This is a genomic window from Microbulbifer sp. HZ11 (assembly GCF_000708675.1).
GTDB lineage: Bacteria > Pseudomonadota > Gammaproteobacteria > Pseudomonadales > Cellvibrionaceae > Microbulbifer.
The window spans coordinates 937,257-957,450 of the sequence record NZ_JELR01000001.1; the positions used below are offsets into that span (position 1 = coordinate 937,257).

Consider the following 20,194-nt stretch of genomic DNA (forward strand, 5'->3'; position numbering starts at 1 on the left):
ACGGCACTATTGTTCAGTGGCGAAGAGACTGTGATCTTCGCTGGTCGGGGTAATCCGTTCGGCTTGTTCTACTTCGTCTTTCGGCGCATCGCTTTCCAACAGCTGCGCCAGTGCGGATTCACTGACAAACTGCGCAATGGTCGGGCGCACCCGCAGCAGGGTTTCGGCCACGGCCTCGCTGTCTTCACCGTTGAATTGAATCAGGCGCAGCTGACGGAGTTTCTTCAGTAGCTGTTTGCGCTCGGCAAGTTTGTCCGGGAGGGACATCTTCAAAAGGTTGCGCAGGCCGAGCTCCAACGCCTCGAGCGTCAAGGCCACACAACCCTGATCATCCACCTGACCTTCCCGCAGAGATTTGTCGTACTCCACCCGCAACACCAGAATCGCCGCCACTTCCTGCTGCGACAGGCGCGCGCGGAAACCACCGTGATGCGGCTCTTCCTGATCCGGCATACCGGGGACTTCCGCCCCGGGTGGATAGACGCGGATAAACTGGAAACGGTTGTCGTGCTGCAAGCGCAGGCCCAGCGGCGCGATCCACTCGCGGATCAACTGTTCGCAACGCTGAAAGCGGTCGTACAGCACTGTTTCCACATTGCTTTCATCCCGGCAGATGACCCCGTAATCCAGCAGGCGCACCAGCAGTTCGGAAAATTCGTTGCGAGTCAGCCGGCACTGGGCCAGTGCCTCGTCCAAAGCCTGTTCAATCACGGTTTCTTCGACTCGGTTTTCAGTTCAAGGGTGTATTCATCGAATTGTTCAAAGTAATCGTTACTGGCGGTCTCGCCAGTGAAGGTCACCTCTACAAAGGGGCCGCTGCCATCCTGAGAAACGGCTGCCGCCTCCAGGGCATGGCTCATGGCGAGCAGGTCGCGGGCATTGGTCAACGGCAGCTCTGTACTAGTGACGACCTGGCCGGAACCCAGGGCATTACTCAGGTAGGTTCGCAGATCGCTACCGTTGAAATTGAAAGCCTGATCCAGCAATTGCTGCAGCACGATGCCACGCTGGCTATCGTCGTCGATAGGCGCTTCGTCTTCCACCAGGGTATTGACCGGCTGGCGGCGGCTGCGCTGCCACAGCTGGGTGTGCCTGGGATCAAACAATCGCAACTGGAAGGCAGCCAGGTCGCTGCCCAATTTGCCGAGTAATTCATCGCGATCGCTGTTTGCACCAAGCTCCTGGCACAGATCGGTAAAGGCACCTTCGGTGGTACTTTGCAGGTAGCTCAACTGGCGGATAATGATTTCCGCCCGCTTGGTAAAACCCTGCAGGGCCTGACGCAATGCCGGGAGCTTCACTTCACAGGCGCGGCGCATACGGTCTTCGATCGTATCCAGCATTAACCACAGCACAGACTGCCCTTCCGCGTGGAGCTCCGGCAACTGCTGACGCAGCCGTTGCTCCCACTCGGCTTTCTTACTGTTGTCTTTGCGGCGGATCTGGCCGATGACTCGGCTGATACTGTCGCGATGTTTTTCCACGCTATCCGCGGATAAGCGGATTGCCAGATCCGGCTGGAAACGACTCTCCATAAAGGAAAAAAATTCGTCGGTGGCCTGCTGCACGAGAATCTGTGCTTCCACCTCGCGCACCATTTCCCGTTTGCGCTCCTCCAGCTCTGCAATCATGTCGGTGAAGTCGGCAACAATACGCTCGGAATACTCCCAGGCGTCAATCAGGTCATAGACCTCGCCGCGATTGGCGAAAGCATCCAGGGAGTTCAGCGTGTTGCGGGTATTGCGGTGGCGGGTGCGTACGCGGGTGCTATTGAGTTCCACCATTGGCTGGGTAAACAGACGACCGCGGCGGCTGAAAGGATAAGAGACGGTCAGTGTGGCGGTGTCCACCAGCTTTTCCAACCAGCCGAATTCAACCAGGCTATTGAGTACCCAGGTCGCCTGTTCACGCAAGCCGCGAAAGCGCCCTTCCGACTCAGTGCTACCGTCGCTATCCAGTTGCGGGGCTCGAGTCAGTGCTTCGGCGAAAATTTCCAGTATCTGCTCGCGAGTCAGCGATTCGCCATAGTCCGCCTTCGCGGTGTAGAGGCGTTCATACAGCAGGCGCAGGCACTCGACCACCTGCTCACGGTATTTACCAGTGAGCGGGCGGAAGAAGTGCTGATAGGAATCTGCAAAGAACAACGGGCAGGCTTCCGAGTGGACGACTTATTGGTCTTCTGGTTTCTGGTTCAGTACGCAGTATTTGGTGTAATCACCGGCGTCTTTGAAGCTCCAGTCGCCCTTCGGGGTTTCATCCATTTTCTTGCACCAGGCATCGGAACCGTGCTTGGGTTCGCAGGCAGTGAGCAGGAATGCGGCGGAGAGGATACATGCAACTGAGAAGATCTTTTTCATGGTCGTTGTCTCTAATTTTTTATCTTTTATTTCGTCATTCCGGCGCATGCCGGAATGACGATGTAAGTAGCGCTTATCCGAACATTACTCCCGACGCCACTTGGTGCCTTCGCGGCTATCTTCCAATACCACGCCTTTAGCCTTGAGTTCCTCACGGATTTCATCAGCGCGGGCAAAGTTCTTGTCTTTCTTGCTCTGCTGACGCTCGGCGATCAGGGCTTCGATTTCCTCTTCATTGATCTCGTCGTCACCGCGGGATTGTTTGAACCAGGCTTCTGCATCCTGTTGTAGAATTCCCAGCATCTCGCCTGCGGCCAGCAACTGGCCCTTGAGTGCTGACTTGTGGGCATCGGCGGCCTTGTTCAGTTCGCGCGCCAACTGATGCAGCTCACTGATCGCGATCGGCGTATTCAGGTCGTCATGGAGGGCTTCGATAAACGCGGAGCCTTCCAGATTCGCTTCAGCCGCTTCAACGGATTGCGTTTCGCGCAGTGCGCCGTAAAGGCCATCGAGAGAACGCCAGGCCTGATCTAGCAGATCCGCACTGAAATTCAGCTCCGAGCGGTAGTGCGCTGACAGCAATGCGAAGCGCAGCACCTCACCGGGGTACTGTTGCAGCAGGTCGTTGACCATGCGGAAATTGCCCAGGGACTTGGACATTTTTTCACCGTCAATATTGACGTAGCCGTTGTGCATCCAGTAACGCACGAACTCCTTGCCGTTAGCGCAGCAGCTCTGAGCAATTTCATTCTCGTGGTGCGGGAAAGTAAGGTCACGGCCACCGCCGTGGATGTCGATGGTATCCCCGAGATGCTTTTTGATCATCGCCGAACACTCCAGGTGCCAGCCCGGACGACCGTAGCCCCAGGGACTGTCCCAACCCGGTTCATCTTCGGAAGACGGCTTCCACAGTACAAAGTCACCGGCGTATTTTTTATACGGTGCCACTTCCACACGGGCACCGGCGAGCATATCGTCGAGAGAACGCTTGGAGAGTTTGCCGTAGTCGTCCATAGACTGTACTGCGAAAAGCACGTGCCCTTCGGCCGCGTAGGCGTGCCCTTTTTCAACTAGCGCCTCGATCATGGCAATCATTTCTGGCAGGTGCTCGGTGGCATAGGGAGTCACATCCGGCTGCAGCGTATTGAGCGCGTGCATATCTTCGCAATAGGCCTGGGCAAACCGCGCGCTGAGGGCACCGATTTCCTCGCAGTTATCCCGCGCAGCCTTCATGATCTTGTCATCGATGTCGGTAATGTTGCGTGCGTATACCACATCGCTGTAGAGGCTTTTCAGTACGCGATAAAGGGTGTCAAACACCACCGCCGGGCGCGCGTTGCCGATGTGTACACGGTTGTACACGGTCGGACCGCACACATACATACGCACGCGGTCTTCCTGAATGGGCTTGAAGATTTCCTTTTCACCGGAGAAGGTGTTGTAAACCTTGAGAGACATCTCTTCTCGCTGTTTCTAATTTTGTGGCTTTTTGGTAACGGACGGTGGATGCGCTGCGCTTATCCACCCTTCGGCTCGGTCCCAACGCTCTGGATACCGGCTTTCGCCGGCATGACGAGTGTTTAATTCCGTCATTCCGGCGTATGCCGGAATCCAGCACCTGGGACCTATTTGTTTTGCTCTTTGGCCCAGCTATCACGCAACCCGATGGTGCGGTTGAACACCGGCTTTTCCGGCGTGCCGTATTTGCTGTCGCGGCAGAAATACCCGTTGCGCTCGAACTGATAGCCTTTTTCTGGCTGCGCTTCGGCGAGGCCGATTTCGGCTTTACAGCCGGTCAGCACTTTCAGGTTGTCCGGGTTGACGGACTCCAGGAAGTTTTTGTCACCAACATCCGGGGATTCCTCATTGAACAGGCGGTCGTATAAGCGCACTTCGCAATCGACATTGTTGTCCGCAGATACCCAGTGGATCACACCCTTCGGCTTGACCCCGTCGGCGGGATCTTTACCCAGGGTATCCAGGTCTACGGAACACAGCACTTCAACAATCTCGCCTGCATCGTTCTTGACGACTTCGTCCGCCTGGATCACGTAGGCGTTGCGCAGGCGCACTTTCTTGCCGAGTACCAGACGTTTGTACTTTTTGTTGGCTTCCTCGCGGAAGTCTTCCTGCTCGATATACAGGGTTTTGGTGAACGGCAGCTCACGCGCCGGCAGATCTTCGCGCACCGGGTGGCCCGGGGCGCTCAGTATTTCCTGCTGCCCGTCCGGGTAATTGGTGAGAGTCACCTTGAGCGGCTCCATCACACACATGGCGCGGGGGGCATTCTTATCCAGGTCGTCGCGGATCGCGTACTCCAGCATGCCCACGTCCACCGTGGAGTCGGAGCGGGTCACACCGATCATTTCGCAGAACTGGCGGATAGAGGCCGGAGTGACACCGCGGCGGCGCAGACCGGAAATGGTGGGCATACGCGGGTCGTCCCAGCCGTCCACAAAACCCTCGTCGACCAACTGCTTGAGCTTGCGCTTGGACACAACGGTGTAGTTCAGGTGCAGGCGGGCAAACTCGTACTGGCGCGGGCGCGCCGGCACCGGCAGGTTTTCGATAAACCAGTCGTACAGAGGCTTATGATCTTCGAACTCTAGGGTACAGATGGAGTGGCTGATCCCTTCAATGGCATCCGACTGGCCGTGGGCGAAGTCGTAGCTCGGATACACGCACCATTTGTCACCGGTCTGGTGATGGGCCATTTTCTTGATGCGATAGATAATTGGGTCGCGCAGGTTGATATTCGGCGCAGCCATATCGATCTTGGCGCGCAGGCTGCAGCTACCTTCGTCGAATTCGCCAGCGGTCATACGCGCAAACAGATCCAGGTTCTCTTCCACGGAACGGTCGCGGTAAGGACTGTTTTTACCGGGCTCTTTCAGGGTGCCCCGGTACTCCCGCGCCTGATCGGCAGTCAGGTCACAGACGTAGGCCTTGCCCTGCTCGATCAGGTAGATGGCCCACTGATGCAGCTGGTCGAAGTAGTCGGAGGTGTAGCGCACATCCCCTGCCCAATCGAACCCCAGCCAGGACACGTCGCGCTTGATCGCGTTTACGTATTCCTCTTCTTCTTTGGCCGGGTTGGTGTCGTCGAAACGCAGGTTACACTGGCCACCGAACTCTTTCGCCAGGCCAAAATTCAGGCAGATGGATTTGGCGTGACCGATATGCAGGTAACCGTTGGGCTCCGGCGGGAAACGGGTGGTCAATTGCTCGACGCGGCCCTCGGCCAGGTCTTCGCGAATGATGTTCTGGAGGAAGTGAGCGGGCTTGCTCTCGGATGTCATAGCTTTCTCTAAATCAACGACTCGAAGTAAGCGGCGGATTATAACGCAGATGGCTGCCGCCGCATGGGGTTTTCACTGCTTGGATGTTACCGGACTGCGCGGCTTGCGTCGGTCTGTGAACAGAGTATCATGCCGCCCCAAACCGACCCCGGACAGGACATTTTATGATCACTCTGCACACCACTTACGGCGACATCGCCATTGAACTGGATTTTGACAAGGCGCCGAAGACCGCCGCGAATTTCCTGCAGTACTGCCGCGACGACTTCTACACCGGCACCATCTTTCACCGGGTGATCAACAACTTCATGATTCAGGGCGGCGGCATGACCCCGAACATGGACCAGAAGCCGACCCGCGACGCTATTGAAAACGAAGCCGACAACGGTCTGAAAAACGACACCGGCACCCTGGCCATGGCACGTACCATGGACCCGCACTCCGCCACTGCGCAATTCTTCATCAACGTGAAGGACAACGATTTCCTGAACTTCCGTGCCAAAGACGCACAGGGCTGGGGCTATTGTGTATTCGGTAAAGTGGTTGACGGTATGGACGTGGTCAACAAGATCAAAGACGTTCCCACCGGCAGCAACGGCTTCCACCAGGACGTCCCCACCGAGACCATCGAAATTACCGGTGTGACCGTGTCCAACGCCTACGCAGACAAGTAAGCGGACCTCGCGTACCTACTTCTCACACCTAGCGACCCCGGGCGGAGCAGACCAGTGGCAACCTACCTGATTTCAGACCTGCACCTGGACGAATCCCGCCCGGACATTACCCGGGCCTTTTTCGAGTTCCTGAAAGGGCCTGCGGCTAGCGCGGACGCGCTGTATATTCTCGGCGACTTTTTCGAAGTATGGATCGGGGACGATGACGATGCCCCCCTGATCGAAGAAGTTGCGCGACAACTCTACACCTACTCCACCTCCGGCCCCGACCTTTACCTGATGCACGGCAACCGGGACTTCCTGATGGGTGAGGACTTCGCCCAGCGCTGCGGCGCCACCCTGCTTCCGGATCCGAGCCTGGTAGAACTGGCGGGTCAGCCAGTCCTGCTGATGCACGGTGACAGCCTGTGCACCCGGGACCAGGAATACATGGCGTTCCGCCGGCAGGCCCGCAACCCGCTGTGGCAACAGGGCCTGCTCGCCAAACCCCTCGATGAGCGCCGCCAGATTGCCGCGCAGATCCGCGCCACCTCAAAATCCATGAACAGCCTGAAGGCGGAAGACATCATGGACGTGACCCCGGAAGAAGTGGTTAAAGCGATGGAAACCCACGGCGCCCAGACGCTGGTCCACGGACACACACATCGCCCGGACCGCCATGCAATGACTGCAAATGGACGGCCAGCTGAACGCATAGTGCTCGGCGACTGGGGTAAGTTTGCGTGGTGTATCAGGGCAGATGAAAGCGGCCTGTCATTGCAACACTGGCCAATCGAACCCTGAACCACTCAGCGTGGTCAGGCAGGCAAAAAAACGGGGCACAAAATGTGCCCCGCTTTCGTATAACGCGATACCCACTCAATCAGGCCGCACCGCCATTGGGTAATCCGTTTAGATCACCCGCGCCAACATCAGCGGTCGATTCGATTGACGCTTCCGCCGCTTTCAACGCGTCACTCAGGGTTTCAAACGTGCCTGAGGCAGGAATCCGACCGTTCAGGCCCTTCAGTACTTTGTGCACCTCTTCATTCATCCCCGCCAGATAGAGCTGCTTACCGCTACTCTTGGCATCCGCGGCAATTGTCTCTACCGCAAGTGCCGCAGACAGGTCGAGATACGGCACCGAGGAGAAGTTCAGGATCAGCACCCGCGATTCCTTACTGCTTTGTTCGCGCACATGATGCCCCAGGTCTGCCGCCGCACCAAAACTGAGCGGGCCGCTGAACTCAAACAGGGCAATGCGATCGCGATTGCGCTGCAGAATAGCCTTGTCTTCCTCGCTATCCAGGTGCTCCGGCAGGTTGCGTAGACGCTCGATCTGCAAGCTCGCCACCTGCTTCACATACGCCAGGGCTGCCAGTACCACACCGGCCGCGACCGCAGTGATCAGATCGACAAACACCGTCATGCTGAGCACAAGCACCATCAGCAGCAGATCCCAACGGGGGCCCTGATGTGCACGCTTTAGGTATTTCCAATCAATAATATCCAGGCCAACTTTCACAAGAATACCGGCCAGTACGGCCTGAGGAATATTCTCCGCCAGCGGACCGAGCCCCAACGCCACGGCGAGCAACACCAGGGCATGAGTCATGCCCGAGATACGGGTCTGACCGCCGGAACGGATGTTCACCACAGTCCGCATGGTGGCTCCCGCGCCGGCAATACCGCCGATGAATCCAGCCGCTGTATTACCAATACCCTGACCAATCAGCTCCTTATTGCTGTGGTGCCGGGTCCGGGACATATTATCCGCCACCAGAGAAGTGAGCAGACTATCAAGAGAGCCGAGAATCGCGAGGATGATCGCAGCCTCCACCACCAGCATCATATTTTCGCCACCCAGAACCGGCATATGCAGCTCCGGCAAACCGGTGGGGATACTGCCAAGAATCGGCACATCCAAGGCGAAATAAGCGACTACGGTACCCAGAATCAAAGCAGCCAATGGGCCAGGCAGATAGCGCCCCCACTTACCCGGCCACAGATAAACCATCGCCAGCGTAGCGAGGCCAAGCACCAGGTTGGCGGGATGAATCGAGGAAATGGCTTCTGGCACATTGCCCAGCGCCCCCAGCACACCACTTGGCGACGCATGTCCCAGCAGCGGGTTCAGCTGAAGAATGATAATGATGACACCGATACCGGTCATAAAGCCGGAAATCACCGGATAAGGCACCAGGCGGATATAGTGCCCGATACCGAGAACCCCGAAGGCGATTTGCAGTGCGCCAGCGAGCATCACCGCGGTAAATATGAGTGCGGCATCCCCGGAAAGGCTGGCAAACAGCCCCGCCAGAACCACCACCATTGGTCCAGTCGGACCAGAAATTTGCGGGCCGGTGCCCCCAAACAATGCGGCGAAGAAACCCACCGCAATTGCACCGTACATGCCGGCCATGGGGCCGAGCCCGGAGGCCACACCCAGGGCCAGTGCCAATGGCAAGGCAACGACACCGGCGGTAATACCCCCGGTAATGTCGCCGCGCAGATTAGACAGGTCGAACTTCATTACTACGGTACCTCTTTTACTTCAGGATCTTCCTTGCAAGGGGCAGAGCAGCCCCTTCAGTCAGTACAAAACGCAGACGACATACACTCTGGAAGCCGACAGGATCAGTTTCCGCAGGTGTCCTTGGCCACAGAGTCCGCCAGATCACCGAACATCGCGCGGTAGCGCTCATCCATCGGCTTGAACTCGCGAGTGGACTCGTCGAAGCACAGCACCTCACCACTGCCAATGTTGTAAACCCAGCCGTGCAGAGTGACCCGCCCATTGGCAAGACCGCTGGCTACCGCGGGATGGGTACGCAGGTGTTGCAATTGTTGGACCACATTCTCACAGATCACTTCGTCGAGGTGCGCCTTACTCAGCTCACCGTGGCGATCCCGCACCACATCGGTGGCGGACCGGCAGTGGCCAAGCCACTCCCTGACGTGAGGCAGCGAGTCAAGGTTTTCCGGTTCGATGGCACCTTTCATGGCGCCGCAATCGGTATGACCACAGATCACAATGTGTGAAACACCCAGGGCGGCAACCGCAAACTCGATAGACGCGGTCATACCACCGGAATGATTGCTATGCGGTGGCACCACGTTGCCGGCGTTCCGGCAGATAAACAGCTCACCGGGCTCGGTCTGGGTAACAAGATTCGGGTCAATCCGGGAATCGGCACAGGTGATAAACAGGACTTCAGGGTTCTGGCCGTCGGCCAGCTTCGAAAAACGCGCCTTTTTGGTGGGATAAACTTCTTTCTGAAACTTGGCCACACCGGAAATTACGTGCTCCATCATTACTCCTTGCAATCATTCTGGAACGGGCATTCAACTTGGAATCCATTATTTTTTGATAGTTCAATAAGTTAAAATACCTATTGCTGATAATCATAAGTTATCAAAAACTACTGAGCTGCCATGCCAAAATCCACACAGCCCCCCAGTTTCAAACAGCTGGAATATTTTGTGACCATAGCGTCACACTCAAGTTTTCGCCGCGCCGCCGAAGAGTTGAGAGTCAGTCAGCCTGCCCTCACCTCACAGATTCAGGCGCTGGAGAACAATCTCGGTATTCCATTATTTGAGCGCAATCGCTCTGGCACCCTGCTCACCCCCGAGGGCCGCGAGCTGCTTGAACACGCAAAGCAACTTATACTCGGAGTTCGCGAATTTTCGCAGCATGCAAGCCTTATTTCAGAGGGGCATCAAAGCACTTACAAGTTGGGAGTACCTCCGACCCTGGGCCCGTATTTGCTTCCCAATGTGTTGCCGGCACTCCATCACCGGCATCACAAACTGAAACTGTACGTTCGGGAAGCTCCGCCCAATCGCCTGCTCCAGTCACTCACCGAAGGCCTTTACGACATTGCGATCGTGCCTCTACCGGTGAAGCGCGACGATATTGCCGTTGAGCCTCTATTTACCGAGCCGCTCAAATTTGTTGTACCCGCCGACCACCGGCTCGCCGGTAAAGCGCAGGTGACACCATCACAACTCAAGGGAGAAAAGGTGCTGACCCTGGAAGGACAACATCACTTCCACCATCAGGTGCAGGAAATATGCGAACGCCTGGGCGCCCAGCTACAGCGAGATTACGAGGGCACCAGCCTGGACACACTGCGCCAGATGGTCGTGATGGGGTTGGGTGTCGCATTCTTACCCGGACTGTATGTACATTCTGAAATGCACAACCCGGAGGCACTGCACGTGAGTGAGCTGCGCGCCAAACCGATCCGGCGGCAGCATGGACTGGTGTGGAGAGCCAGCGCTCCGGCGCGGCGCTTTTACCGGGAACTGGCCAGTGACTTGCGTACCATTGTGGCGGAGCGCCTGGGCGATGTGGTCGAGGTGTACAAATAGCCACGTAAACAATTACGCGAGACTGGGTACACCACTGTGAAAGCGAAATTCGTCATCGCCACCCTGTACCAGGTCGCGCTCCACCTCCAGTATTACCTGCACCCGCGGCTGTATATCTTCGCTCGTCGCCTTCTGCGCAAGCGTCAGATAATCGCGAAAGTGCCGCGCCTCAGATTTCAGTAGAGACAGATAAAACTTCTGCAGCTCATCATCCAGATGCGGGGCAATTCGCGCAAACCTTTCGCAGGAGCGCGCCTCGATGATCGCACCACAGATCAGCGTATCCACCAGCCGACCGGGCTCTTCGCGACGCACTTGGTCGCGCAAGCCCGCCGCATAGCGCGACGCGGTGACGTGCGGATAGCGGATCCCCCGCTTCTTCATGATTGCGATCACCTGCTCAAAATGTCGCAGCTCCTCACGTGCCAGGCGCGACATCTTATTCAGCAGCTCAAAATTATCCAGGTAGCGAAACATCAGGTTCAACGCCGTTCCGGCGGCCTTCTTTTCACAATTCGCGTGGTCAACCAGCATCATTTCCGGCTCAGCGAGTGCCGCCTCAATCCAGGCGTCTGGGGTTTTACACAACAGAAAGTCGTGGATGGCGGATAGGTCGGGAACCGGGGCACTACTCATATCAGAACTCATGGCAAGACGGACGCGGACACCCGGAGGCACACGCCTCCCGGCGCGGCGCATTATAGCGCCCCTCCCCGCCTTTTGTTGACCGGATTACGAAGCTCGGAGTTGGTCCATAGGTTAGCCAGCTTCGTTTGATAACGACTTATTAAGTGGATTATTATTACGCATAACCGATCGCCAGGGCCGACTCGCGGCACCGTGAAGGCACTGCGATCCCACCACCGCTCATCAAACAGAGCTGGCACCCAAAATGTCGGACATTGAACACTCGGCACTCAAGCTGAAAAATCTGCGCAACGCCCTTGCCGAGACTCTGGCACAGATGCACCACCTCGCTGAGAACCTGGCGCAGCAAACATCGGCACTGGACTCAATCACCCCCCCCTGGGGACATTACCTGTTGAGACCTGACTTTGCCGTCGACACAGCGGAACGACTCGGTGTACCGTTCGAGCGTCCTTTCACCCTGGCAGCCGCGCTATTTCGCAATCTCGACTACGGCGATCAGCACCAGCCAGGGGACGCACGGCATACGCTGCAGATCCCTGGAATATTGGCAGTCCCACCCGACATGATTGACCTCGCGCTTCGCCTGAATGCAGCAAAAGCGACGTTCCAGCAAATCACTGCCAACATCAAACAGGCCCTCGCTCCGCGCCCCGCCTTGGAACGCGACCAACAATTACGCGATATGCTGGGTGATGCGGGATTTCCCCGCGCGCACCTGCGTCAATGTTACCGCCAGATTCTGCTCTGCCCTCAGCGCCCGGATGCCATCGCTCTGAGCTGGATAAAAGCCCGCAAGTCCATCAAGAAGGTGAGTGTTGCCTGGTGTGAGCGAAAGCTGGTGCAACTGGACCCACAGGGACAGGACACCGGGATTCAATATCAGCGGCAGCTGTTGGCGGGACTGCACCGCGACGAGCACGATAACTTACGCCAGGTTCAAATTCAGAGCAGAGCGAATCTTCAGGTAGCGGAGATTTTTCGTGCGCGAGAAGATCTGGCACGGGAGGAATATCGACAGGTGGGCTATTCTGCCATGCCGGTACTCATCAACAGCGAGGGAGACCGCTCTTTACCGGAATTCACCGGCGTAGATCACAACCCACCCACGAGCCGGCGGCGCACGCGCCGGGACTTGAAAGTAGACAAAACGCCGTTCCTAGCGGCATTGCGAGTACATCTCATCCGGCCGCACTCGTCTGATCGGACATAAGGGACGGCATTCAGGGCTGCAGGCGATCGACAGCCAGTTCCGCACTGGATTGGCACGCCGACAGCAGCGAACGGAATTCTGACTCCTCGAGAATGCCTGCCTCCTGTCGCACCTGCGCTAAAAATGCTTCCTCGCGAGAGCGGCAATAGGCCAACATCGCGTCGCTGCCGTGTTCCGCAAAAATACCTGACAGCTGCTCCTGCACCTGCAGTACGGCCTCTCGATCAGGATCTGGTTCCGCCGGCAAATCACCAGTGTCCCGGATCGCCGCCGCCAATTTCCCCGCCAGCTGCTCGCGCTCCGTCGCGAGTGCGCCACACAACGCCACCACTTCCACCCCAACCTCGTGGTCAGCAACGAACTGGAAATGTGAAAGAGTTTCAAGGGCCCAGCTGTGCAGCCACTGCAAAGCGACCTGGATGTCATCTCTCAAAAAACTCATTCGAATGATCCTCTGTACGAATACACCTGAAAGCCCACAATTCTTGCTGTGAAAACTTTTGCTACATCGATGCGCTGGACGGCACCACCGCTTCAATCACACCCGCCACAACCCGAATACTCACCGGCGTTTTCGCCACAGGCTCGCCATCCGCGTGAACAGCCATCCCCGGAGGCGAAGTCTCGATATGTACCTCTGCACCCGACTCCGTAAATATCCGCTGGGATACGCGATGCTGCCCGAGACGAATAAACGGCGCCAGCGACAGCAGTTCGAGCAGGCCTTGCGGCTTCAGACTATACAGATGTAGGCGGCTATCGCTAATGGTAGCCTCCTCGTGCACAACATTACCGCCACCGTAAAAGCGACCATTCCCCACCGCAAGCTGCATCGAACGCAGGCGAAACTTTCGGCCATCTATCTCAAGCCGGACTTTAAACTGGTTGCGACGTGTCAACGCTTCACTCACCGCCTTGAGATAGCTGAATACGCCCCAGCGACGTTTCACATCGGGCGTAAGCGCCTCAGTTACCTGCACTCCCAGCCCAAGGTTTGCGACATTGAAAAAATATTCATCACCGATCTGTGCCAGATCAATGCGCGTCTTGCGCCCATCCCTAATGGCCTTGAACGACTGCTCCAGCGACTCTATGCCGAGTGAGCGCGCCAGATCGTTGGCAGTGCCCATCGGCAATACCGCAAACGGCAGACCCCGCTCTACCAGCGCCCTGGCACATCCACTGACGGTGCCATCGCCACCACCAATAGCCACAATATCTACCCGGGCGCCGTGAATACTGGCGGCCGCATCTTCCGGGCCGCAGGTCTCCCGCACTTCAACCGACCAGCCAGCCTCGCGCAACTGGCTCACACCGGCGTCCAATTGATCGGCACGGTCCCCACCACTGCGGCTGGCAGGATTAATCAGTACAAGAAGCTGTTTATCGGCGGGATTTGAGGCGTGAGGCAAGCGAGACTCCTTGTTTTCCGGGCGTCACCCACCCGCGACTGCGATCCAATGTTTAACACACAAAGACGGTGGAATCGGTTACTGGGCTGCCGAGGTCAGCCCGGGCGCGACAAACCGCAGATAGTACGCCTGCGAGAGCGCGTAAAAGTCGTCATCAATGCGTTTGCGCAATTCCGTCAGTGGCACACCCCGCGCCGCCGGGGTCAGGCGCAGCCCGAATTCCGCAGGGTTCGCGATCTGACTGGCCCCCGCCCGCAACAGCTCAAACACCCAGCAATAGGGGTTCTGATCTTCATTAAAACGAATCTGCTGATGTCGCAACTGTGATAGCAGTAGATTCTGATCGATAATCTCAAACTGGCTGCGCACCGCATTTGCAAGATAACCGTCACGGCGCTCCGCTATGATGCGGCGCTGCTCTTCCGAGTAAGCATTCCAGTTGATAACCTCGTGCGCAAAACGCTTACAGCCACGGCAAACATTGTCGCCGATACCGGTGGAGCAGACGCCAATACACGGCGTGCGGACTTTTTTATAGATCGCCATGCAGCGAAAATACCTCTTCTGCCTGCCGCCACCTGTGCCGCTCGCGGTACTCGCCAGCCGCTGGGGCGCTGAAAATTCGTGGGAAACGCGGTGAATCGAGGCGGCACAGAATAGCATTTCCGTTAGGCGATTACGCCCATTCATCACATGGATAATGGCGCGCCACAGGCGCCAGAATGCGATTGATTCTCACTTGAAATCGCGCACCCGTACAGACCTTTATTTGTTTCATGAATGGTGAAAATTCGCGTAAGTTATTGATTTTTCAACGAACTTAACAGCGTTAACCGAGTAATGTAGAATTCGCCACCCGCTTCCAGCGGCCATTGATGTAAAACGGAGTTCAACGGACGGCGTCAGCCGCGCAGAACTCCAGGAAAGCTGTTGGTTCCACCCCATACACCAAAGAGGGAATTATCCGTGCTTGAAGCCTATCGCAAACACGTCGCCGAGCGCGCCGAACAGAATATCCCACCCAAGCCCCTGAATGCCGAGCAGGTTGCCGGCCTGGTGGAACTGCTGAAAAACCCGCCCGCGGGTGAAGAGCAGGAACTGCTGGACCTGATCACCAACCGTGTACCGCCGGGTGTGGACGAGGCTGCCTACGTGAAGGCTGGTTTCCTCACTGCCATCGTCAAAGGTGAAGCGGAATCTCCGCTGATCGACAGAGAACACGCCACCAAACTGCTGGGCATGATGCTGGGCGGCTACAACATCGCCACTCTGGTAGATCTGCTGGACGACAAAGACCTGGCCGAACTGGCCGGCGAACAGCTGAAAGGCACCCTGCTGATGTTTGACGCCTTCCACGACGTGGAAGAGAAAGTGAAAGCCGGCAACGAAGTGGCCAAAGCCGTAATCCAGTCCTGGGCGGACGGCGAGTGGTTCACCAAGCGCGACAAAGTCGCCGAGAGCATCAAGGTTGCTGTCTTCAAGGTGACCGGTGAAACCAACACCGACGACCTGTCCCCGGCCCCGGACGCCTGGTCCCGCCCGGACATCCCCCTGCACGCCCGCGCCATGTACAAAATGACCCGAGATGGCCTCACGCCGGAAGAGCACGGTGTTACCGGCCCCATGAGCCAGATCGAAGAAATTCAGGCCAAAGGTCTGCCGGTCGCTTTCGTCGGCGATGTTGTGGGCACCGGTTCTTCCCGTAAGTCCGCCACCAACTCCGTACTGTGGTTCTTCGGCGAAGAACTGCCCGGCGTACCGAACAAGAAAGGCGGCGGCATCTGCATCGGCGGCAAAGTAGCCCCGATTTTCTACAACACCATGGAAGATGCCGGCGCACTGGTCTTCGAAGCCCCGGTTGACGACCTGAACATGGGCGACGTGATCGAGATCCGTCCATACGAAGGCAAGATTCTGTCTGAAGACGGCAAGGTGCTGTCTGAATTCGAACTGAAGTCCGACGTGCTGCTGGACGAAGTGCAGGCCGGTGGCCGTATCAACCTGATCGTTGGCCGTGGTCTGACCACCAAGGCACGCGAATCTCTGGGACTCGGCCCGTCTGACCTGTTCCGCCTGCCGGAGCAGCCGAACGACACCGGCAAGGGCTACACCCTCGCGCAAAAAATGGTGGGTAAAGCCTGTGGTATGGAAGGCGTCCGTCCGGGCACCTACTGCGAGCCGAAGATGACCACCGTTGGCTCCCAGGACACCACTGGCCCGATGACCCGTGACGAACTGAAAGACCTGGCGTGCCTCGGCTTCCAGGCCGACCTCACCATGCAGTCTTTCTGTCACACCGCGGCTTACCCGAAGCCTGTTGATATCGACACCCAGCACACCCTGCCGGACTTCATCATGAACCGCGGTGGCGTTTCCCTGCGTCCGGGTGACGGCATCATCCACAGCTGGCTGAACCGCATGCTGCTGCCGGACACCGTAGGTACCGGTGGTGACTCCCACACCCGTTTCCCCATGGGCATCTCCTTCCCGGCCGGCTCCGGTCTGGTGGCGTTTGCCGCTGCCACCGGTGTAATGCCGCTGGACATGCCGGAATCCGTACTGGTGCGCTTCAAGGGCGAAATGCAGCCGGGCATCACCCTGCGTGACCTGGTACACGCCATCCCTTACTACGCGATTCAGGAAGGTCTGCTGACCGTCGAGAAGAAAGGCAAGAAGAACATCTTCTCCGGCCGCATCCTCGAGATCGAAGGTCTGGACAACCTGACCGTAGAGCAGGCGTTCGAACTGTCCGACGCCTCCGCCGAGCGCTCCGCTGCTGGCTGTACCATCAAGCTGCCGGAAGACTCCATCGCCGAGTACCTGCGTTCCAACATCACCCTGCTGCGCTGGATGATTGCGGAAGGCTACGGCGACAAGCGCACCCTGGAACGTCGTGCACGCGCCATGGAAGCCTGGCTGGAAAAACCGGAACTGATGAGTGCCGACGCCGACGCGGAATACGCGGCTGTGATCGAAATCGATCTGGCGGACGTGAAAGAGCCCATCGTGTGCTGCCCGAACGACCCGGACGATGCCAAGCTGCTGTCCGACGTGGCCGGCGACAAGGTAGATGAAGTATTTATCGGCTCCTGCATGACCAACATCGGTCACTTCCGCGCTGCCGGTAAACTGCTGCAGCAACATAAAGGCGGTATCTCCACCCGCATGTGGATCTCTCCGCCTACCAAGATGGACGAGCACCAGCTGATGGAAGAAGGCTACTACAACATCTACGGCTCCGCCGGTGCACGCACCGAGATGCCGGGATGCTCACTGTGCATGGGTAACCAGGCACGTGTAGCCCCGAACAGCACCGTACTGTCCACCTCTACCCGTAACTTCCCCAACCGCCTCGGCGACGGTGCCAACGTGTACCTGACCTCCGCGGAACTGGCCTCTGTAGGCGCCATCCTGGGCAAACTGCCGACCCCGGCGGAATACCAGGAATACGCCCAGAACCTGAACTCCATGTCTGCGGAAATCTACCGCTACCTGAACTTCGATCAGATTGAAGACTTCCAGAAGTCTGCCGAAGAAGGTAAGCGCATCGCCGCAACCGAGATTCAGGATGTTGCTGTTTAAGTGACGGACTGAGGATCAGAGAGCCCTGCTCGAAAGAGCGGGGCTTTTTTTGTCGATGGAATCAACGCTGAACAGGAGCTTGCATGTCGCTAAATTGGAATTTGACCACCGAAAACTCTCTCCCTGGCGCCTCGTCGCAAAGTGATCGCGAATACACGATCTATCAGACAAAGGCTGAAGGCTCGGATGGACAGGACATACGACACGTGATCGAAGCGAGTATCGATAAAGCCTGTGAACACCTGGAGGACAACCTCCAGGACGACTCCCGCTATCTGCTTTTTGGGTGGAACGTCGACACCTCGACCCTGACCATCGTGGTCACCGACGACGAAAAGGTGCGAGACGCACGAGAGGTGGTGCGATGCAAGTTCGTAGCAATTGATGTGCAGCTGGACGTTGAAGATATCCAGTATTGGATCAAGGACTACCTGACCACCTGTGTGCCCTTCCTGCAATATTCACTGATTGCCGCCTTCCATCTGGAGTCCAGGGAAAATTGCACTTTACTTTGAGAGAAGCAGACTATCTGGGGCCGACAAATCCAGTAATCGCCCTCTATCTTCCCCACCGCCCCGAGGGGTTGGATGAGTTGGTCGCGGCGCCGGATGCCGGTCGGTTAATGGAAAATAACTCCAACCACTGGCGGAAAATCGTGACCTTACTGGCAAAAATTGCCAGTCCGCAGGAAGAGTGGCGCAGCTTCAGGGACGATGAATTATTTGAGCGCACGGCGCTGTGCTTTACGCCGCATCTGAAGAGATTGCCGGGGTGGCACTGGATAGGAGGTAAGGAGAATCTGCAGCGTTTCAGTATTGAAGGGCTGAATGCTCAGCCTTTGAGAGGGGCCCCGGAAGTTGCTCTCGACGTGGAGAAACGCATCCTTCTGACGCCCTACCCCGACTACCGCCAGCTCAGTAATGCAACGGTAGCCGAAATTCGCAAAGCACTGGACCACACAGGGTTTTATACCAAGCGCTAGGGGCTACTCGCGATAGCAGCCCCAGCGCGCAGCGATAGGATTAGTGGACGCCTCAGCGGCGTGAAAGTGTGGAGCCGCGGGCATCCAGGCCGGCCAGGATGGCCTTCATCTCATCCGCTTCTTCTTGAACCTTCCGGGCTTTCGCAGCCGCTATACGGGCTTTCTCCGCCTCAATACCCGCCTTGATGGCCCGCTCTTTGGCAGCGCTTCCGGTGCGGCCGGTGGCCAGTTTTTCCTTGACCGGTTTACTGGTCTTCGGCTTTGTTGGCGCTCCCGAAGCTGGCTTCACCCGAGTCACGCGTGTTTTTGCCTTCGGCGCCAGTGCGGACTTGGTGGTGCCGGGCTTTACCGTCTTGATACCCACCAGACTCTTGGCATTCAGCGCGTCCAGAGCCTCCTCGACCATCTCCTGCAACTCCACACGGTCTTCGGCTACGGCAAATAAATCCGCGGAGAACGCGCCTGCGCCAAATTTTTTCAGTTCATCATAAAACGGATGATCGATGCCCAGAGATACCGCGGCCTGAATCTGCTCAAAGCGGGCTTCCGGGGTCATGCCTTCCCGCGCGGTGCCCACCCATACTTGATCCGTATCCTCATTGGTCAGGGTAAATACGATCATAGAAACTCAGTCAACCTCTTCATATCCAGACGGGCGGGTCAGAAGTGGATCACCTGCCAAACTGACCCGCGAAAAGGTCGCGCATTCTAATGATTAAAAAGTAAATGTGCAGACTTGACTTGCGGAATCTGCTCGATACATTTGCGCTGGAATATTTATCGCTGCGAAATCATGAATCTCCCGTATTTTCTCGGCTGTCCCCAGTGGCAGCATCCGGTCTGGAATGCACGACTACCTCCGGGAGCCACGCCGCTCGAACGCTACAGTCAGGTGCTGAATTGTGTCGAGGGCAACACTACCTTCTACGCCACCCCGAGTCAGGCGCAATGCGCTCAGTGGCGGAGCCAGGTTCCCGATGATTTTCGCTTTCTGCTCAAGTTTCCCCGCAGTATCAGCCACGATCACCTTCTCGCCCCACCACAAAAATTGGTGACCGAATTTCTGGAGATCGTCTCTCCGCTGAATGACGTTCTGGGCCCGTTTCTGCTGCAGTTGCCGGCGACATTCGGCCCACAGCAGTTGAGCAATCTCTGGCGGTTTATGGATGATCTCCCGGATCCATTTTTCTGCACAGTGGAAGTCCGACACTCCGCATTCTTCCAAAAAGGTGACGCAGAGCGCGCCCTGAACCGGGGGTTGCGCGAGCGCAAGTGCGCACGTGTGTGCCTGGACAGCCGCGGCCTGTTTGCGGCAAAAGCGGAGAGCCCGTCAATCGTGGATGCGCAGCGCAAGAAACCGAATGTGCCAGTGCACCTGCTACCGGTTGATGCGCCGCCGGTGATTCGCTATATCGGCCACCCGGATCTGGAGAGCAATCGGGAATATCTGCCCCCCTGGGTTGAGCGAGTGGCGAACTGGATCGAACAGGGAACCCGACCGTACGTTTTCATCCATATGCCGGATAACGGAGATGCGCTGAACCTGGTCACCTTATGGACCGAACTGCTCCACGCCCGGCTGCCGCAGGCTCCTGTCATGCGCTTTAACCCAAAACAGCCCCAAATGGGGCTGTTCTAGCGCGACCTGCGATGCAGTATCTCTGCAAGGAA

20 protein-coding genes are annotated in these 20,194 nt (G+C 57.3%); 8 read left to right on the forward strand and 12 right to left on the reverse strand.

Annotation, left to right across the window (positions count from 1 at the left end; genetic code table 11):
- Positions 1-6: 6 nt before the first annotated feature.
- The 5 genes from AU11_RS04125 to AU11_RS04145 form a co-directional block, all read right to left on the reverse strand.
- Positions 7-711 carry a DUF4194 domain-containing protein gene (locus AU11_RS04125; protein ID WP_043316646.1) on the reverse strand — a complete coding sequence of 235 codons (705 nt, stop codon included), beginning with the start codon at positions 709-711 and terminating at the stop codon, positions 7-9.
- Complete coding sequence (locus AU11_RS04130; RefSeq protein ID WP_043316649.1) at positions 708-2,144, reverse strand: Wadjet anti-phage system protein JetA family protein; 1,437 nt, start codon at positions 2,142-2,144, stop codon at positions 708-710. The genes AU11_RS04125 and AU11_RS04130 overlap by 4 nt, the downstream gene beginning before the upstream one ends.
- Positions 2,145-2,168: 24 nt before the next feature.
- A complete protein-coding gene (locus AU11_RS04135; protein WP_043316651.1) occupies positions 2,169-2,357 on the reverse strand; it encodes a DUF3012 domain-containing protein in 189 nt (62 codons plus the stop codon).
- Between the two features lie 84 nt (positions 2,358-2,441).
- Positions 2,442-3,815 (reverse strand): cysteine--tRNA ligase, encoded by a 1,374-nt coding sequence (gene cysS / locus AU11_RS04140; RefSeq protein WP_043316654.1) that lies wholly within the window; start codon positions 3,813-3,815, stop codon positions 2,442-2,444.
- Positions 3,816-3,982: 167 nt separating this feature from the next.
- The gene (locus AU11_RS04145; protein ID WP_043316656.1) at positions 3,983-5,656 is read right to left on the reverse strand and encodes a glutamine--tRNA ligase/YqeY domain fusion protein; all 1,674 of its coding nucleotides are present in this window, start codon (positions 5,654-5,656) and stop codon (positions 3,983-3,985) included.
- 164 nt (positions 5,657-5,820) lie between these two features.
- On the opposite strand from AU11_RS04145, the gene AU11_RS04150 reads away from it, so the two are divergent.
- Positions 5,821-6,330, forward strand: coding sequence for a peptidylprolyl isomerase (locus AU11_RS04150; RefSeq protein ID WP_043316659.1), 510 nt, complete (start codon positions 5,821-5,823; stop codon positions 6,328-6,330).
- Positions 6,331-6,384: 54 nt separating this feature from the next.
- Positions 6,385-7,113: a UDP-2,3-diacylglucosamine diphosphatase gene (locus AU11_RS04155; RefSeq protein ID WP_043316661.1), complete on the forward strand. Its 729-nt coding sequence runs from the start codon at positions 6,385-6,387 to the stop codon at positions 7,111-7,113.
- A 79-nt stretch (positions 7,114-7,192) separates the two neighbouring features.
- Here AU11_RS04155 and AU11_RS04160 read toward each other — a convergent pair whose 3' ends face one another.
- Together AU11_RS04160 and AU11_RS04165 are read right to left on the reverse strand one after the other, a co-directional pair.
- Positions 7,193-8,842 carry a SulP family inorganic anion transporter gene (locus tag AU11_RS04160; protein ID WP_051686939.1) on the reverse strand — a complete coding sequence of 550 codons (1,650 nt, stop codon included), beginning with the start codon at positions 8,840-8,842 and terminating at the stop codon, positions 7,193-7,195.
- Between the two features lie 104 nt (positions 8,843-8,946).
- Positions 8,947-9,624: a carbonic anhydrase gene (locus AU11_RS04165; protein WP_231491523.1), complete on the reverse strand. Its 678-nt coding sequence runs from the start codon at positions 9,622-9,624 to the stop codon at positions 8,947-8,949.
- A 120-nt stretch (positions 9,625-9,744) separates the two neighbouring features.
- Between AU11_RS04165 and AU11_RS04170 the strand changes: the two genes are divergently transcribed.
- Positions 9,745-10,686: a hydrogen peroxide-inducible genes activator gene (locus AU11_RS04170; protein WP_043316662.1), complete on the forward strand. Its 942-nt coding sequence runs from the start codon at positions 9,745-9,747 to the stop codon at positions 10,684-10,686.
- A gap of 12 nt (positions 10,687-10,698) precedes the next feature.
- Here the strand turns inward: AU11_RS04170 and AU11_RS04175 are convergent, their stop codons facing one another.
- On the reverse strand, positions 10,699-11,322 hold the full coding sequence (locus tag AU11_RS04175) for a tRNA-(ms[2]io[6]A)-hydroxylase (RefSeq protein ID WP_043318131.1): 624 nt from the start codon (positions 11,320-11,322) through the stop codon (positions 10,699-10,701).
- A gap of 256 nt (positions 11,323-11,578) precedes the next feature.
- Here AU11_RS04175 and AU11_RS04180 point away from each other — a divergent pair, with 256 nt between their 5' ends.
- Positions 11,579-12,547 carry a hypothetical protein gene (locus tag AU11_RS04180; RefSeq protein WP_051686941.1) on the forward strand — a complete coding sequence of 323 codons (969 nt, stop codon included), beginning with the start codon at positions 11,579-11,581 and terminating at the stop codon, positions 12,545-12,547.
- A 10-nt stretch (positions 12,548-12,557) separates the two neighbouring features.
- On the opposite strand, the gene AU11_RS04185 is transcribed toward AU11_RS04180, so the two are convergent.
- The 3 genes from AU11_RS04185 to AU11_RS04195 all read right to left on the reverse strand — a co-directional run bounded on the left by AU11_RS04185 (position 12,558) and on the right by AU11_RS04195 (position 14,505).
- Positions 12,558-12,989, reverse strand: coding sequence for a hypothetical protein (locus AU11_RS04185; protein WP_043316666.1), 432 nt, complete (start codon positions 12,987-12,989; stop codon positions 12,558-12,560).
- A gap of 61 nt (positions 12,990-13,050) precedes the next feature.
- The gene (locus AU11_RS04190) at positions 13,051-13,959 is read right to left on the reverse strand and encodes a lipid kinase (protein WP_043316669.1); all 909 of its coding nucleotides are present in this window, start codon (positions 13,957-13,959) and stop codon (positions 13,051-13,053) included.
- A 78-nt stretch (positions 13,960-14,037) separates the two neighbouring features.
- On the reverse strand, positions 14,038-14,505 hold the full coding sequence (locus AU11_RS04195) for a DUF1289 domain-containing protein (protein ID WP_043316671.1): 468 nt from the start codon (positions 14,503-14,505) through the stop codon (positions 14,038-14,040).
- 420 nt (positions 14,506-14,925) lie between these two features.
- Between AU11_RS04195 and acnB the strand changes: the two genes are divergently transcribed.
- The 3 genes from acnB to AU11_RS04210 all read left to right on the forward strand — a co-directional run bounded on the left by acnB (position 14,926) and on the right by AU11_RS04210 (position 18,523).
- Positions 14,926-17,541 (forward strand): bifunctional aconitate hydratase 2/2-methylisocitrate dehydratase, encoded by a 2,616-nt coding sequence (gene acnB, locus AU11_RS04200; protein ID WP_043316673.1) that lies wholly within the window; start codon positions 14,926-14,928, stop codon positions 17,539-17,541.
- 83 nt (positions 17,542-17,624) lie between these two features.
- Positions 17,625-18,056, forward strand: a complete 432-nt coding sequence (locus AU11_RS04205) for a hypothetical protein (protein ID WP_043316675.1) — start codon at positions 17,625-17,627, stop codon at positions 18,054-18,056.
- Positions 18,053-18,523: a hypothetical protein gene (locus AU11_RS04210; protein WP_043316678.1), complete on the forward strand. Its 471-nt coding sequence runs from the start codon at positions 18,053-18,055 to the stop codon at positions 18,521-18,523. The genes AU11_RS04205 and AU11_RS04210 overlap by 4 nt, the downstream gene beginning before the upstream one ends.
- A 52-nt stretch (positions 18,524-18,575) precedes the next feature.
- On the opposite strand, the gene AU11_RS04215 is transcribed toward AU11_RS04210, so the two are convergent.
- Positions 18,576-19,145 carry a hypothetical protein gene (locus AU11_RS04215; protein ID WP_043316680.1) on the reverse strand — a complete coding sequence of 190 codons (570 nt, stop codon included), beginning with the start codon at positions 19,143-19,145 and terminating at the stop codon, positions 18,576-18,578.
- A 171-nt stretch (positions 19,146-19,316) separates the two neighbouring features.
- Between AU11_RS04215 and AU11_RS04220 the strand changes: the two genes are divergently transcribed.
- Complete coding sequence (locus AU11_RS04220; protein ID WP_043318134.1) at positions 19,317-20,162, forward strand: DUF72 domain-containing protein; 846 nt, start codon at positions 19,317-19,319, stop codon at positions 20,160-20,162.
- Positions 20,163-20,194: the final 32 nt, after the last annotated feature.